Here is a 15,221-nt window from a genome sequence, read left to right on the forward strand (position 1 = left end):
AATCTCCCTTTCCATATAAAGGGGGATTTTTGGACTTTCATGCTGTCCTTACCTTCACACATACATCACCGGCGTCGATATTTTAATAATCTTCCCGCCTCGACGATAAAACCTTGGAACACGGCGGCTTAATGTTGCAATGACTTCATAGTTAATCGTATTGAGCATTTCAGCAATTTCATCAACAGAAATTTCTCCGCCCTTTTGACGGCCATAAATGACGACTTCCTCGCCTTGCTTTGCTTTCATCTCTCCTAAGCTGATCATGGTCATATCCATTGTGACTCGGCCCGCAATCGGCATTCTTTCTCCGCGGAAAAGCATAAAGCCTCGATTGGATAAAGCACGTGAGTATCCATCTGCATAGCCAATCGGTATGGTCGCAATGACTTCGTCAGGCTTTGCCACATAGGTTGCCCCATAGCTGACGGTTCTTGGTTTTGTCACCATTTTCTTCACGAACGCAATTCTTGCTTTTAAACTGAGAGCGGGCTCTAGCTGAACAGCGTCTAAGCTTTGAATATATTGCGAGGGATACAATCCATAAAGTCCGATACCAAGCCGGATCATATCGGCACTAAATTCAGGAAACGCAATCGAAGCAGCTGTATTGTTCATATGTACGGTCGGCAGTTTGATCCCTTCTTCTTTCAAAAACCGAAGAAAATCAATGAAGATGCTGTGCTGCAGCAACGTGAAATCAGGGTCAGGCTCATCCGCAGTGGAGAAATGCGTAAATATTCCATCCCACCTCAGGTTTTCACTCTTTTCAAGCGCCTTCACCACCGCTAACAGCTCTTCCTTTGTCCGTACACCTAATCGCCCCATCCCTGTGTCAACATTGACATGAATCCCAAGCCGGCGCTGGCTTTCTTCTTCCGCTAAGATCTCATTTGCTTGAGCAATCCAATCTTCACGAAGGCCAGATAGATCAATTCTCCAGGCTGCGGCCCTTTTCACACAGTCGAGCGGTGTAAATCCAAGAACCAAAATCGGCGCTTCAATTTTTGCTCTTCGCAGCACAATGCCTTCCTCTAAGCTAGCAACTGCGAGCTCCGTCGCACCGCTTTCTAGTGCCTGCCGCGCTACCTCCACTGAACCGTGTCCATAAGCATTCGCCTTCACGACGGCCATGATCTTACTCTTCTTTGGAATATGCGCTTGAATGGCTTCGATATTTCTTTTAATCGCATCAAGATTGACTTCAATCCAGACTTCCCTGCAAAGCTTTTGCATGTATGCTTCCTCCTCATCACATGAGTCATTTCAATATCAATGTTGTTCGTTTTCGTGTCTAGTCTATCTTTATTCATTTTTGAGAAAAACATTCAACTACAATGACTGGACTGGCTTTAACTTGATTGAGATAAAAAAAGAAACCACAATCAAACTGTGATTTCTTCTTTATGAACAGAAATTTACTTAATACGCAGATTTCATCATTGAATCAATTTGATGATAAATCTCCTCCAGATTTTCTCGTTCAATCAAATATTCAGCGGTGCTCTTACGAACTGGCACATCAAATTGCAGGAAGGTGATCGTAATCGTTGATGCTTCTTGATCATTCATCGTTAATCTTAATTGAAGTGTAGAAATCTCTTCATTATTATCACTCTCAGTAGAATGTTCAATCGGTTTACCATCTTCTAACACGTCAACTTGTTTCAACTCTTGCAAGGAAAGTTCAGTGACTTCAAACCTGAATTTTTGAGATGAGCCGCCAGGTTGATATGTAATAAAGCGCATTTTCTTTCGCTCGTCATCAATCGCAAATCCTTTATCAACATTTTGCGAAAAGATGTATGTTGAGGACTGAAACCCGTCTTCGTGAAAGAGCATCATCATCTTATCTAATAAGATGTTTGGATCATTCTTTTCTTTTTGTCTTTGCAGCCTTCCCGCTATGAATAAAATGACCATTCCCCCAATAATGCTAAAAGCTGTTCCCAACCCATTACCTACATCCACGAAAACAGTAATGCCTAAAATAGCAACAATAAAAGCGATTACAATTCCTATGATGAATATCACACCATGCTCCTCCTGACATGACCTTTTATTGTTTTAGCCATAGTATATCATTTGGATCAAGTGCTTCAACGAAAAGATTTTATTGGTTTTTAATTGAAAAAATCTACTATAGACTAAACAGATGCTATATTTATCTCACTCTTTAAATAGAAAGGATCTTTAGGATGAATCTCTACTCGACAGACGAAATCATTGATGCTTTATATAAAGCCTGGTCCTCTCAATCTAGTTCAAAATGGAGTAAAGACAACCCAGCAAACGGACAATGTGGCGTCACTTCTTTAGTTGTCCATGATCTTTTAGGCGGAAAAATAAACAAGACCTTATTACAAAGCGGATGGCACTTTTACAACGTAGTGAATAGAACAAGAATTGACTTTACTTCTTCACAATTCTCTGAAGAAATTTTTTATATGGATGTACCTTCAAATCGGGAAGAAGCATTTCAAGATACGAATAAGGATCAATATCGTTATTTAAAGGAACGAGTCCTAAACTATTTAAACGTGTAGATTTTATATTCATGAAAACAGACCACAAGAGGTCTGTTTTCATTGAAGTTAGATAAAATGTTTAAAAGATAGGCAGTAAGAATTCACACACCTTATCTTCGCCTTCTTCTTCTCTATATCTCTCCATAATAGGTGCCTGGCGTATGTTCAATTGATTGTGTTGGATCATTTGAGGTAATTGTCTCCAAAACAAATTCACTTTTTCGGCTGTATGTGTCACCGTAAACACAGCATACTTTCCTCCTTCAACATGACCAGTCTGAACCAGTTGATCTTTGGAGAAATCTCTATTTGTCATGAACATGAGGTCATATCTGCAATTTTCAGATAAAGTTCTGGCAGGATCATCTTGAGAGACACCGTATATGCCATGTTTCTTTAATTCATCATTGAATTGATGTTCATTGATCCATTTTTTAAATTTCTTCATCATCTCCACGTTCTCTTTACTGCCATACGGTCCTACATTTCTCATATACACCATTTTCATATTCGTTAACATTTCAATTTTGTAATTCATGATTACCCTCCAACTCTTATTGGAAGATTGGCCAATCATTCCTTACATCCAACGGTAACACCCTTTAAAATATAATGCATTAGGATATTAAAAATAATTGAATCTCATATTCTCATTCATAAGATGTCCAATTTTTAATCATAAAAAAAGAACGGATTTTAGCCGCTCATTTGTTATTGATTTTCCTTTGAAGAAATGGCTTTCAGAAAACTGACAATCAAAAAGACCCTTTAGAGGGCCGTGTGAATGATAGATAACATGACTTCTATTCATAAATAAGCACCCAGTACTTCGCCCCAGGTTCCCCTTCCTCTACAACAGCCTTCCATCCTCTTTTTTGATAAAAAGACAAAGCTTTGTGATTTTCGGATACACATTTGAGGGTGACTGGTGTTCCGAGCACTTTAATCGCATGTTTCAGCAACAGATCGCCAGCCCCTTGACCAACAGCTTCTGGATGTACAAACAAGAGATGAATAAAACGATCTGGTACATATAATGAGATGAATCCAAGGATTTTATTGTTCTCCTCAGCTAAGAAAATTTGCTCTTCTTTCGTATCTTGATCAAAATCTTGCAGTTTGATTTCTTCTGTATTGAGCCAGTGAAAGCTCTGACGTCGGGATTCTAAATAGATTTGTCTTAATTGTGGATAATCTTCTATGCTTGCTTCTCTAATCAACATCGCAACATCCCCTATGTTTTTTAATTTGAATTTAAAATGTGTTTTGCCTGTGTTCTACCTGCCATTAACAATTGATCACTGAACTGCGAATCATTGACAGCTCGTGCAAGAGCAATTGTACCAATCATGCTGCTTACTAGTGCGTAACTGGTAGAGAGATCTATGTTTCCCGTATCAGCTATAAACGCCATAAACCGTTTCAATTCATCTGTATAGGCTTTACGTACCTCTTGCGATAATTGAGCAATCTCCCCTGCCAGTGCAGGCAATATACAGCCGATCTCCGTCTGATCACGGTGAACGGAACTTAAATAAAAGTCAATGATCGTCTGAATTCGAGGCTGATCTACTTTCTTATCTGCAACACTTTGCAGCAGCTTGATCGTATCAGTAATAGCAAAATGAAAAGTCTCTATTACCAACTGATCCTTGTTCTTAAAGTGAGCGTAAAACCCTCCATGAGTTAGACCTGCCCCTTTCATAATGTATGGCAAACTGATACTACGGACGCCATTTGTTCGAAATGCTCGTGCAGCACTAGCGATGATCTGCTCTCTCACTTTTGACTTATGACCTTTCGGATAAGGCAACCTCTTTCTCCCTCCTTCCTTTTAACTCATCTAAGTGTATTTATTAAAATATTATATTCATCATATTATCATGTGTCAATTGACTGAAATCCATCTTTCCTCACTCAAATGGGATTGACTTCGCCAAAATATGATGATTATAATATATTATGATCATCATATTTTGAAATTGGAGGTGCAAGAAATGATTCATTTAGAAACAGTAGATACATTAGTGATTGGATCAGGTCCGGGAGGCTACGTGGCGGCGTTACGTTCAGCTCATCTCGGCATGAAGACAGCGATAGTAGAACGTGATCAGTTAGGTGGCGTATGCACCCATGTAGGCTGTATCCCTTCTAAAGCGCTAATAGCAGAAGCAGAGCGGTTCAAACTCCGCACACAATGGGGTGGTTTTCAAGATGGCGGCTCTTTCAATGAAGCTCAAGCGTTCAAAAAAGCTGTTGTGGAAAAACAAGCTGGAGGCGTCCAATTTTTGTTAAAGTCAGCAGGAGTTACCATTTTGGAAGGCGAGGCAAGCTTGTTCGATCAGCATACAGCGGTGATTAAACATGCCGAAAAAGGTGAAAAGCGAATCAACTTCAAACACCTTATATTAGCAACCGGCTCTCGTCCAATTGAAATTAAATCACTCCCTTTCGGAGGTCGTATATTGTCTTCCACTGAAGCACTATCCCTTCCCGAAATCCCTAAAAGCCTTGTCGTAGTTGGGGGTGGATATATTGGTGTTGAACTCGGACAGATGTTTGCAAGGTTTGGATCAAAAGTCACCATTCTGGAAGGCGGCAATCAAGTATTGCCTGGCTTTGAAAGTGAACTTGTCTCCCCTGTTGTTCGACAATTGAAAGAAGATGACATCACCGTGATTACAGGAGCAAACGTCATAGGTGCCGAGCAGCATATGAGCGGAATTGATCTTCATTATGAGAAACAGAAAGAAAGTTACACGGTGCAAGCGGAATATGCACTGATTACTGTCGGAAGAAAACCGAATACAGATGGAACATTAGGTCTCCATTATATCGGTTTGTCCATTACTCCTAACGGACTAGTTAAAATTGATGAACAATGCAGAACTTCCATTCCGCACATTTATGCAATTGGTGATATCACCGAGGGTCCTGCTCTGGCTCATAAAGCTTCCTATGAAGCGAAGGTTGCAGCAGAAGCAATCGCCGGGAACCTTCGATGATCGATTATAAAGCGATCCCACTTGTTGTGTTTTCTAGCCCAGAATTGACGAGTGTTGGACTCAGCGAAACGGATTGCAAGCAGCAATCCATTCCGACTGTTACTGGAAAAACAATGTTCTCTATTAATGGTCGAGCACTGGCATTAAAAGAACCAGAAGGATTTGTGAAGATTGTGGCCCATGCTGAATCTGGCCTTATTTTAGGAGCACAGATCGTAGGTGCAGAGGCATCTACTCTTATATCAGAACTTTCTCTCGCTATTGAAATTGGTGCTACAGTAGAAGATTTAGCCATGACGATTCATCCTCACCCAACATTAGGTGAAATGATCATGGAGGCTGCAGAAATGGCCACTCGTAAAGTTGGAAAAAATCTGGCACGATAATCCATTCAGGTGCATCTTTTAAAAATTGAGTAAAATAATCGCCATAGCCTACTTAGGAATAGGCTATGGCGATTTCAATTGAGTCATGATATAAAAGCAGCGGTATATTGATCTTTAATTGGATACCTCATCACGTTTTTTCCCTAACTTCATCGATAACTGCACGCCAATCATCAGCATCACGATGGCGAGCATTGCGACAATAGCAGCTTGAAAATGTCCGCTAATATCGAAAATCAAACCGATTAAAAATGGACCAAATCCTCCCATGATGTACCCGCCCATCTGTGACATCGCGGACCATGTACCGGCTTCTTCTGGTGTACGCGTTTCAATAATAGGCAGCATAAGCGCCAAAGGAAATAATCCACCTGCTCCAATCCCTAGAAAAATAACAGCTGGCAGGATCGGCATTGGCAGTAGAAGGAATATGAGGCCAATCAGCTCTGACAAACTGCATAAGATCAGAAATAATTTCGGCTTTCCTAGACGATTAACGATTGCTGGAACAAGTAATGCCACCGGAATCTGAATGAGCGTAAATATCGTAAGCAGCATGGCGGCATACTGCGGACTATTCCCAAAATTAAGCGCAATGGGTGAAATCCACGCTGTTAACGAATAGAACATGCTTGACATAAAGCCAAAGAACAAAGTAAATTGAATGGCTTTTTTGTTTCGTAGTGGTAATCTCAGCGGCACGTCTGCATGATCCGCTTGTTGGTTTTTACGAGCTAGACCGAGCCATAAAATCAGTGCAATAACGCCTAAAACCGCCCAGCAGGCTAACGCAAGTGGAAGGTTATGCTCACTGCGAAGGTAAATCGGAATGGTCAAGCCCGAAGCAAGTGCAGCTCCAACTGTCATCGATATAGAGTACACACTGACAATCCCAGGACTTTTCGGGAAATACTTTTTAATAAAACTAGACAACAATGGTCCGGCAAAACTAATTCCAACTCCTCCTGCAAAAGCAGTCATGAGAAGGATGGTAACCGTTTGACTTGTACCACGCAGTCCAGTCGCAATTGTGATAAGAAAAATCGAGAAAAAAAGAGTTCTCTCTAATCCAAACCGGCGGCTTAGTTTCGTTGCTACAGGGGCAAACACTCCCATGCACAAGACCGGCAAAGTGGTTAAAAGACTTGCCGTGAGTGCACTAACGCCAAGGTCTGATTGAATCATGCTCATCATAGAAGCTACGGATGTAATGATTGGGCGCAAGTTTAAGGCAGCTAAAAATAAAGCGGTTAAATAAAATATTTTTTTTATCAATACTCTTCTTCCTCTCTCATCTTGTTGAGGTTACTATGAGTATAAATCCGCTTCATTCATTGATCAATACAATAATTCGTATTATGATGATAGGAAAATACTATCATTAATGAAAGGATGGCATATGGATACTCGTCACATTACCTATTTTATGGCTGTATTCGATCATTTACATTTCACAAAGGCTGCAGAGCAGCTAGGTATATCACAGCCTACATTAAGCCAACAGATTCAGCTGCTTGAAGCTGAAGTTGGGATGCCGCTTTTTGACCGAATCGGTAAAAAAGTAGTTGCAACTGAAGCTGGTACGCTTCTTTATCAATATGGCATGAAAATGCTTCAGGCTGAGCGAGATGCCAAAAATGCTATGAAAGAACTCTTATCTGAACAGCGGGGTACCGTTCGGCTTGCCGTCCTTCCCTCTGATCTTGACTTTCAGCTTGTTCCGCTTTTTGTAGAATTTAAAACGCTGTATCCAGAGATCAACCTAAAGGCTTTTTCGACCATCTTTGTTCGTGACGAGGTGCTCTCACATAAAGTCGATATCGGAATTGGGCTGCGCGGGCCTGCGGATAAACGCCTGATTCAAATTCCACTTGGCGATGAGCCCTACGAATTGTTTGTTCATTCAGACAGTGAACTGGCAAAAAGGCGTGAAGTGACGCTAAAAGAGCTGACAAAGCATGCGCTGGTCATGTATCCAAAAGGCTATCTAGGAAGAGATTTGGTCGATGACGTATGTAAAGAACACGGTTTTGAATTGGACACGGTCATGGATGTTGGGTCTGCCACTTCATTATTGCAGTTGGTTGAAGCCGGGATCGGTGCCACCATCCAGCCAAGAGGGCTGTTAAAGCAACATTCAGCATGGCCTAATATTGTCTCTATCCCTATTTCTGCCCCTGCTCCTGTTCGGCATCTTGAATTAACGTATTATGCCGATCGATTTGTGACCAAAGCGCAAAAACAGCTATCTGAATGGCTAATAGACTTTTTTAAATCAAGAACAAACTAAAAAGTGAGGGTAACACATGAAGAATGCAAACAGCATATTTACAAGAACAAACCGGGTTGTGATTCGCCAGTTTGGTCAGCAGGATATTGAAGCATTTTATCAATACCGATCAAATCCCTCTATTGCCACATTTCAATCCTGGGAAAACTACACGCACGAAGACGCTGAATTATTTGTTCAACACCAAATGACGCAACAACCTAATCAACCAGGGACGTGGTTTCAATACGCGATTGCCTTATCTGAATCCAATCAGCTGATAGGAGATTGCGCCATTCATACACTCGGCAGCGAGCCTAGAATCGTTGAAATAGGATTCACACTCGCGCCTGAATTTCAAGGAAAGGGCTATATTCACGAAGCTTTGAATTCAATGATCGAATATATTTTCACTACACTGAACAAGCATAAAATCATTGCCTTTACAGATGTACGCAACGAAAAATCCATTCGAGTGCTGGAACGTTTAGACATGAGACGCGAAGGACATTTGCTGCAAAATTATATGTCGAAGGGACATTGGGTCGATGAATATCAATATGCCATTCTTCAATCTGAGTGGGCCGCGAAGCGTCATTAAACATTTATTTCCTATTCAAAATCCCTAAATAAGCGCTCCACGGACCCACATCGGTTCGATATCGTTCCGCCATGACCCGAACAATTTGGGAGATATGGGTGAAATCATGGACAACCCACGCAGAAAGTAATTCGCTCACTTGCACGACGCCGAATTCTGGATGGAGGCCCTTTTTCTCTAGATCAAGACTTGAATGTGTTATACGCTGAATGTATGCCACATTCTCCATCCGCACATGATGAAACTCCGCTAGTGCTTGTTCTATCTGTCTTTCAGTTTGATTCAAATGGGAGTAGCGGTCAAATGCAGGAAATGGGGCATTCTCTCCATCAGCAAGAATGACATTTAATCGAGGAATCCAGTTGAATTTCTCTGCTTCAATCAAATGTTCAATGACTTCAACGGGATTCCACGTTCCCTCCCCTTCACGACTGTGAAGCCAATCCTTCGATAAACCTGACAAAAGACTTTCTACTGTACGAGGAGTTCGACTCAACATATCTAAAGCTTCATCCAAATTGAAATTCATATGGTTGCTCCTTTATCAATTTTTCTTTATTCTAATGTTTTTTGATTAGATTGCAACTCATACCTCAAAACAGATAAAGAAGAAAATAAAAGGCGCTTTTGATCAACCTTCTATATACAAATAGAACTTTTCTATAACACTCACCATCCTTTCTTTTTTTATAATAGAAAAAAATGAAATGTGGTGATATTGATGTCTACAACGATTGGGATTATGGGCGGTATGGGCCCTTTAGCGACGATTGATCTGATGAAAAAAATCATCTCTCATACACCAGCTATTAAAGATCAGGATCATCTCCATGTGATTGCTGATAATGATCCGCAAATCCCTGATAGAACCAATGCCATATTTGGGAAAGGCGAAGATCCTACAGAATATATGATTGCATCAACCAAAAGATTAGAACGCGCAGGAGCAGACTTTATTCTGATTGCATGCAATACCGCTCACTTCTTTTTAGAAAACGTACAACAATCCACTCATATCCCTATCATGAATATGCCATTAGAAACCGCGAATCACCTGAACAAACATCACTATAAGTCTGTGGGCTTACTATGTACTGATGGCACATTAAAAACCCAGCTCTATCAAAAGGCTTGTGCCCATCACAAGATTGATGTCATGACTCCTAGTGAAAATCTTCAGAAAAACGTGATGAATGGGATTTATGCCGTGAAAGCAGGGAAATTGAGTAAAGGCGAAAGTGAACTGGCGTTAGCTGCAGAAATTTTAATCAATCAAGGAGCAGAAGCCATCATTGCCGGCTGTACAGAAATTCCTTTAGTTCTAAGGTCAACCAAAGCTGTGAAAGTGATTGACCCTACTGTCATTTTGGCGAAAGAAGCTGTAAAATTAGTGTATGAGCTTGAGAAGCTAAACATTTAAAGAACGTCATATAAGGGGATAACATGAATATTGAGAATATAGAAGCGTTTATTTATGTATGCCAGCTAGGCAGTATCAATAAAGCTGCAGAAGCACTGTATTTAACCCAGCCTTCTGTATCGGCACGTATTCAATCGTTAGAAAAAGAATTAGACCTGAAATTATTTGATAGACAGAGAAATAAACTATCTCTGACGGAAAAAGGTGAACAGTTTTACCCGCATGCCAAAAAGATTCTCCATTCGTATCAAGAAGCAAAGCATAGTCTCAAACAAACGATGATCCCTTATGAATTGACGATTGGATGCGCATCCTCTATTTCCAATAATCTATTGCCTAATATATTGCCCGCCCTAAAAGAAAAATACGAAAACCTGAAAGTGAAAATTGTAACAGGACATTCAAAGGATGTTGTCCAAAAAGTGATTAACAACCAAGTAGACTTTGGCATTGTCAGGACTGAAACACATCCTCAAATTGAATCAATCCCGATTTTCAGCGATCCAATCGGGCTGTTCGTCCCAACTCATCACCCTCTTGCCAGCCATGACAACATCAATATGAATGAACTAGAAGAACAACCTTTTATTTTCTTTGACTATGGGTCATTTGATTGGTTGATGCTCCACCGATTATTTCAAAAAAACAACATCACACCGAACATTTCCATTGAGGTTGATCATATGGAAACTGCAAAAAATTTAGTGCTACAAGGAATGGGACTATCGTTTCTTCCTCATCATTGTGTTAGAAATGAAGTAGAACAAGGAACATTAAAACAAATTTCTATCGATCCATCTATCAATTTCAACATCAATATTGAGTTTATCTATAAAAAGGGAAAATCCAAATCCGTTTTCATTGATCACCTTAAACAATTTTTTCATGACTTAGATTCAGCTACTTAAAAAAGCCCTTTTTAAGGGCTTTTTTGGAGTCATGACTTTATGCAATTGTAACTTCATAACTGCGCTGCTTTTACGGTAAGTTAATCTGCCTTTAAATTGAAAGCAAAGATTGATATAGACAAAAATGGAGGATTAGGGGTCTATCCTCGAGATGTTCGTGACTCAGGGTATACAAAGTTGGTGAGAAAAGTTAAATAAAGTAAGCTCCCTTTAGAAAGACTTCATACTCTCTAAAGGGAGCAAATTTTTCTAAATCATTCTTTTCATGATACAGTCCTAATTAGAAAGGTTGTTTGACGATGAGATTCAAGAAAAAATTAGTTATTAGCGTTCTTATTGCTTTTGTTTTGTTTTCTTCCTATTATTTACTTAAACATTTATTCATCAAAGAAAATGCTACAGCTGTATCAGAAAATGAATTCAAACCTTCATTTCTAAATGACAAATTAGCTACTATCTACCTTTCAGCATCAATTGATTATCAGCGTGAAGGGAGCTACACAGTATATATAGATAAAAAAGGCGAAATAACTACCTCAAAAGGTGGCGCAATTGAATTAGGTTCTATTGCTCAAGGTGAACAGATGTTAATGAAAGAGAACCCTTCTGAAATAAATATTCTTGGAAAAAAAACTGCCCATTTTAAGTTTAAAAATAAAGTACATACTGGCTATGGCCAAGCTAATGGATATTTAAAGAACAAAAAAATATTTTATACATTAAACAACCAAGGTTTTGGAGAAAAAGATTATCAAAGTTTAATCAGATGGGGCAACAGTCAAAAATTTCAAGAGCAGCTTTTAAATGGATACTTTGTTAGTACAGGAAGCGATGATGATAAAATTTACGTGATCAATCAAGATATGGATACTGATCATTCTACATTTCATGAATTGAATTTACAGAACAGACCGACTCTTAAAAAAGGTGGTCATGTTAAGCCCATCAACGAAGACTGGGAAGTTTATTCAAATATCATTATTAAGGACAAATTAGCTTATTTTATCCTCTATCACACTCCTGAAGATTCAAAAGATGTGTCTTTTAAAGTAGCCGTATTTGATATAGAAAAGAACAAATTAAGAGGAGCATATTTACTTGGCAGTTATAAAAGTGAAGATCAACTAATACCACCAAATGAAAAGCACTTCTATATAAAAGACGATATTTTATATCATTTCACTGCACATTCTAAGATTTATACATTTAACACAAAAACAATGAAATCAGAAGGATCCTTTTCCTTAGAACAAAAAGAAGGACTTGAAGTTAAGTTCGTTTATTTAAATTCTGATCATATATATTCATTAAACCAAAAAAAGACCGGAGAATATGAAATATCTTCTTATTCATACCAAAAGGGAAAAAGATTGAATTCTTTAAAGATAAAAGGTCTCGACAAAATTTTGGATAAGAATCATGTTTCTGAATATGACTTTTTCATGTTAGAACAAAATAGAAATGATGTTCTCAAAATATTTAATAGGTGATTCTAGAGGGAGAATGAAGATGACTCATTTAGAATTCGCATTCGGCTTGCTTCCAGTCAGTATGATCATCGCTTCTTTTATCGTCACATTGTTTGTACAAAAGGTTTATTTCATGCCAATTGTGAGCTTTATCATTTTGCTTATTCTGACATTTACACTTTTTAATGTCTCTTTCTTTGGCTGGGCTGTTGTTTACACTTTAGGCTCATTCATTGCTTCATATATAGCATTATTCATTATGAAAATTTTAAATAAAAAGAGATCATAAACTACATTCGAAAAGCCCTAGAAAGGGCTTTTCATCTTTCACTATCGTTTTTTCACTGGATGAATGTCCTCTCCCAAAAAGGCGGTATTCGGATCTTCACTATTTTCTAGAAATTCAGCAATTTCTTGCAGCTCTTGATTAATACGGTCATTCCTTGGCATATCTGGGTTTAACAGAAGGTTGGAGTGAATAGCAGTAGCTGTTTCATACAAGACCTGTTGATCTTTTATCTGTTTGATGCACTGTTTCATGCGCAAGAAAAACCATGCGATCTCTTCAATGTCTTCCATTGGATAATGTGCCATTTTGAAGAGATTCTGCTGACGAAGGTCTCCTCTCTCAAAAATGAGTTCAAGCTCTTCTTTACTGATATATAAATCCGAAGCTTCCTCCTCAATCTCTATTACATCAACCATGGCATCGTCAGCTGTATATAACCGCTCAACAAATTCATCGAAAGTATCTGCCAGCTTAAAATTCACTTCCATCTCTAAATCGAAATAGTGAATAGGAGGATGTTCCTTCGTTTCTCGATAATCCATGGCGATCCATGTATCTTCTTCCCCGCTGATGAAAACAAGTCCCTCGGGCAGCTCCAATTCATCACTTAACTGAGCGCTATTCATAATTCCATCATCTTTGGCGATTCCTCTTAGATGGTCGAATTGAACATGATCCTCTGCCCATGAATTCGCCGATCGGTTGGAAAAGCATTACGAACTGTAAAACCACCATTCCATTCTAAAATGAGTTTTTTGTATGTATCAGGTAAAGTGACACCAAGCGTTCCTTCTGCTTCAAGAATTTGTTCTTCATCTATCTTTTCTAACGTAAAAGGACTCTCTTCTTCTTTCTCCCAGAATGATTTCAAAGTGGATGCCTCCTCGTATCTATCTGAGATAAGTATAACATTGACCCACTGTTCATTTACTCATTCTAATTCATAAAAAAACAGACTCTTAAAGTCTGTTTTAATCTTGTCTATACATTTTCAGAAGTTGTATTTCGATCAATCATAATCGTGTTTCGATTTGATTTTTGTTCCTCCATTGTTGTATTCCGAATTGATTTCGTTTCAATGATTTTTAAAGTTTCTGCTGTTGAAACACTTAACAATACAATGGATAAAATGATTAGTAATTTTTTAATAATCATACAGACACTCTCCTTTTTGAATATCATTTTGAGCCTTAAGAGCCTTTCTGTAATATTCGGCAGCTTTTTCAAAGTCCCCTTTTTTTTCATAAAATAATCCGACACTTTGAGCAAATGCTTCCACATAGACATGTAGTTTCTTTTCTTCAAAAACATCAAACACTTCTTTCAAAGCTTGTTCATTAGTATCCATATAAATAGCTTTTAATGCTTTAAATAACAAGACACTTAGCGAATCATTTACCTTTGAGGAATATATAAGTCCATCTTCAACGAGCAGATCCGCTTCATCAGTTTGATTAGACTTGTACAGCGACCAACACAAACTAAATAGAGTGATTGGCTTTATGTCACTATTTTCCGAAGAAATGACATCTAACACTTCTTTATAATGCTTTATTGCCTCTGTATACTTTGATTGCCTATCATATGTATTACCAATATTTAATAATGTTTTTGCTACTAAACGTTGATCGTTTGCGCCCACAGCAATTGAATAAGCAGTCTTTAAATGTTGCAACGACTTTTCATATCTCATGAAATCATCATAATTTCCTGCAATGACAATTAGACTTTGAATTTGGCGAACTTTATACTGCTCATGTTCTTTATAAATATCTAGCGCCTTTATGATGTGATGCATAGAAACATGAGTTTGTTTCATAATATAGTAGGCTTCAGCCACCTTGAAGTGAAACTCCGCTTGCTCAATATCATCGACAACCAGTGCAAGCTGCCTTTCAGCGATCTTGTAATATTGAATAGCCTGTACATATTCTTTCTTACTAAATTCATGCATTCCTCTAAAAAAAGCATTGTAATATTGCAGCATACCCGAAAGTTGATGATTAGAATTCTCAATTTTATCAACCAATTCAGAAACAGAAGGCGATCGTTTTTCTGAAGGTTTAATATAATCGAGCATAAGCTGATGGCGAAAACACATCAATTGATAATAAATGAGCAGATCTTGATCCTCTTCCATTCGTTCAATTTCTCGTTCGACCTCAGCTTTCAAAATCTCTGCATCTGGTACACTGAATTGCCGAATCATTTTATACCATTCATTGATTTTCACACCTACATGTGAAGAAAGAACTTTCTCCATCCCTTATCCCCCTTCCACTGAACTCCCTTATATGACATTTATTATCACATACAAGAATTTACAAAGCACCGAAAAGAAACCGC

General features: G+C 38.6%; 16 protein-coding genes and 3 pseudogenes. 9 read left to right on the top strand and 10 right to left on the bottom strand.

Annotated features, from left to right (window positions below; genetic code table 11):
- Window positions 1–54: 54 nt before the first annotated feature.
- Both alr and FXF70_RS10470 read right to left on the bottom strand, forming a co-directional pair.
- Entirely contained in the window at window positions 55–1,236 is a 1,182-nt protein-coding gene (alr, locus tag FXF70_RS10465; protein WP_148780212.1) for an alanine racemase, read from the bottom strand.
- 186 nt (window positions 1,237–1,422) lie between these two features.
- Complete coding sequence (locus FXF70_RS10470) at window positions 1,423–2,034, bottom strand: hypothetical protein (RefSeq protein ID WP_148780213.1); 612 nt, start codon at window positions 2,032–2,034, stop codon at window positions 1,423–1,425.
- Window positions 2,035–2,198: 164 nt separating this feature from the next.
- Between FXF70_RS10470 and FXF70_RS10475 the strand changes: the two genes are divergently transcribed.
- Window positions 2,199–2,546 (top strand): YunG family protein, encoded by a 348-nt coding sequence (locus FXF70_RS10475; RefSeq protein ID WP_057079656.1) that lies wholly within the window; start codon window positions 2,199–2,201, stop codon window positions 2,544–2,546.
- 61 nt (window positions 2,547–2,607) lie between these two features.
- On the opposite strand, the gene FXF70_RS10480 is transcribed toward FXF70_RS10475, so the two are convergent.
- The 3 genes from FXF70_RS10480 to FXF70_RS10490 form a co-directional block, all read right to left on the bottom strand.
- Window positions 2,608–3,066, bottom strand: coding sequence for a GyrI-like domain-containing protein (locus FXF70_RS10480; protein ID WP_057079657.1), 459 nt, complete (start codon window positions 3,064–3,066; stop codon window positions 2,608–2,610).
- Window positions 3,067–3,331: 265 nt separating this feature from the next.
- Entirely contained in the window at window positions 3,332–3,751 is a 420-nt protein-coding gene (locus FXF70_RS10485; RefSeq protein ID WP_148780214.1) for a GNAT family N-acetyltransferase, read from the bottom strand.
- Window positions 3,752–3,771: 20 nt separating this feature from the next.
- A complete protein-coding gene (locus tag FXF70_RS10490; RefSeq protein WP_057079659.1) occupies window positions 3,772–4,341 on the bottom strand; it encodes a TetR/AcrR family transcriptional regulator in 570 nt (189 codons plus the stop codon).
- Between the two features lie 184 nt (window positions 4,342–4,525).
- Between FXF70_RS10490 and lpdA the strand changes: the two are divergent.
- Window positions 4,526–5,919, top strand: a pseudogene (gene lpdA / locus FXF70_RS10495) (dihydrolipoyl dehydrogenase).
- Window positions 5,920–6,033: 114 nt separating this feature from the next.
- On the opposite strand, the gene FXF70_RS10500 reads toward lpdA, so the two are convergent.
- A complete protein-coding gene (locus FXF70_RS10500; protein ID WP_148780315.1) occupies window positions 6,034–7,191 on the bottom strand; it encodes an MFS transporter in 1,158 nt (385 codons plus the stop codon).
- A 112-nt stretch (window positions 7,192–7,303) separates the two neighbouring features.
- Here FXF70_RS10500 and FXF70_RS10505 point away from each other — a divergent pair, with 112 nt between their 5' ends.
- Window positions 7,304–8,209 carry a LysR family transcriptional regulator gene (locus tag FXF70_RS10505; protein WP_019743043.1) on the top strand — a complete coding sequence of 302 codons (906 nt, stop codon included), beginning with the start codon at window positions 7,304–7,306 and terminating at the stop codon, window positions 8,207–8,209.
- Window positions 8,210–8,225: 16 nt separating this feature from the next.
- The gene (locus FXF70_RS10510; RefSeq protein ID WP_148780215.1) at window positions 8,226–8,789 is read left to right on the top strand and encodes a GNAT family N-acetyltransferase; all 564 of its coding nucleotides are present in this window, start codon (window positions 8,226–8,228) and stop codon (window positions 8,787–8,789) included.
- A gap of 4 nt (window positions 8,790–8,793) precedes the next feature.
- Here the strand turns inward: FXF70_RS10510 and FXF70_RS10515 are convergent, their stop codons facing one another.
- A complete protein-coding gene (locus tag FXF70_RS10515; RefSeq protein ID WP_017367052.1) occupies window positions 8,794–9,318 on the bottom strand; it encodes a DinB family protein in 525 nt (174 codons plus the stop codon).
- 192 nt (window positions 9,319–9,510) lie between these two features.
- Between FXF70_RS10515 and cuyB the strand changes: the two genes are divergently transcribed.
- The 5 genes and pseudogenes from cuyB to FXF70_RS10535 all read left to right on the top strand — a co-directional run bounded on the left by cuyB (window position 9,511) and on the right by FXF70_RS10535 (window position 12,875).
- Window positions 9,511–10,209, top strand: a complete 699-nt coding sequence (gene cuyB, locus FXF70_RS10520) for a cysteate racemase (protein WP_148780216.1) — start codon at window positions 9,511–9,513, stop codon at window positions 10,207–10,209.
- Window positions 10,210–10,232: 23 nt separating this feature from the next.
- Window positions 10,233–11,117, top strand: a complete 885-nt coding sequence (locus FXF70_RS10525) for a LysR family transcriptional regulator (protein WP_148780217.1) — start codon at window positions 10,233–10,235, stop codon at window positions 11,115–11,117.
- An 84-nt stretch (window positions 11,118–11,201) separates the two neighbouring features.
- Window positions 11,202–11,315, top strand: a pseudogene (locus FXF70_RS19240) (hypothetical protein); the annotation flags it as partial.
- 101 nt (window positions 11,316–11,416) lie between these two features.
- Window positions 11,417–12,607 carry a hypothetical protein gene (locus FXF70_RS10530; protein WP_065864795.1) on the top strand — a complete coding sequence of 397 codons (1,191 nt, stop codon included), beginning with the start codon at window positions 11,417–11,419 and terminating at the stop codon, window positions 12,605–12,607.
- A 19-nt stretch (window positions 12,608–12,626) separates the two neighbouring features.
- On the top strand, window positions 12,627–12,875 hold the full coding sequence (locus tag FXF70_RS10535) for a DUF2651 family protein (protein ID WP_035392368.1): 249 nt from the start codon (window positions 12,627–12,629) through the stop codon (window positions 12,873–12,875).
- Between the two features lie 41 nt (window positions 12,876–12,916).
- Here FXF70_RS10535 and FXF70_RS10540 read toward each other — a convergent pair.
- From FXF70_RS10540 to FXF70_RS10550, 3 genes and pseudogenes are all read right to left on the bottom strand, one after another.
- A pseudogene (locus FXF70_RS10540) lies at window positions 12,917–13,746 on the bottom strand (SMI1/KNR4 family protein).
- A gap of 110 nt (window positions 13,747–13,856) precedes the next feature.
- Window positions 13,857–14,030: a RapH phosphatase inhibitor gene (locus FXF70_RS10545; protein WP_148780218.1), complete on the bottom strand. Its 174-nt coding sequence runs from the start codon at window positions 14,028–14,030 to the stop codon at window positions 13,857–13,859.
- On the bottom strand, window positions 14,020–15,138 hold the full coding sequence (locus tag FXF70_RS10550; protein ID WP_057079666.1) for a response regulator aspartate phosphatase: 1,119 nt from the start codon (window positions 15,136–15,138) through the stop codon (window positions 14,020–14,022). The genes FXF70_RS10545 and FXF70_RS10550 overlap by 11 nt, the downstream gene beginning before the upstream one ends.
- Between the last annotated feature and the right edge of the window lie 83 nt (window positions 15,139–15,221).

The sequence above is a fragment of the Bacillus sp. Y3 genome (assembly GCF_008123875.1).
GTDB lineage: Bacteria > Bacillota > Bacilli > Bacillales > Bacillaceae > Bacillus > Bacillus altitudinis.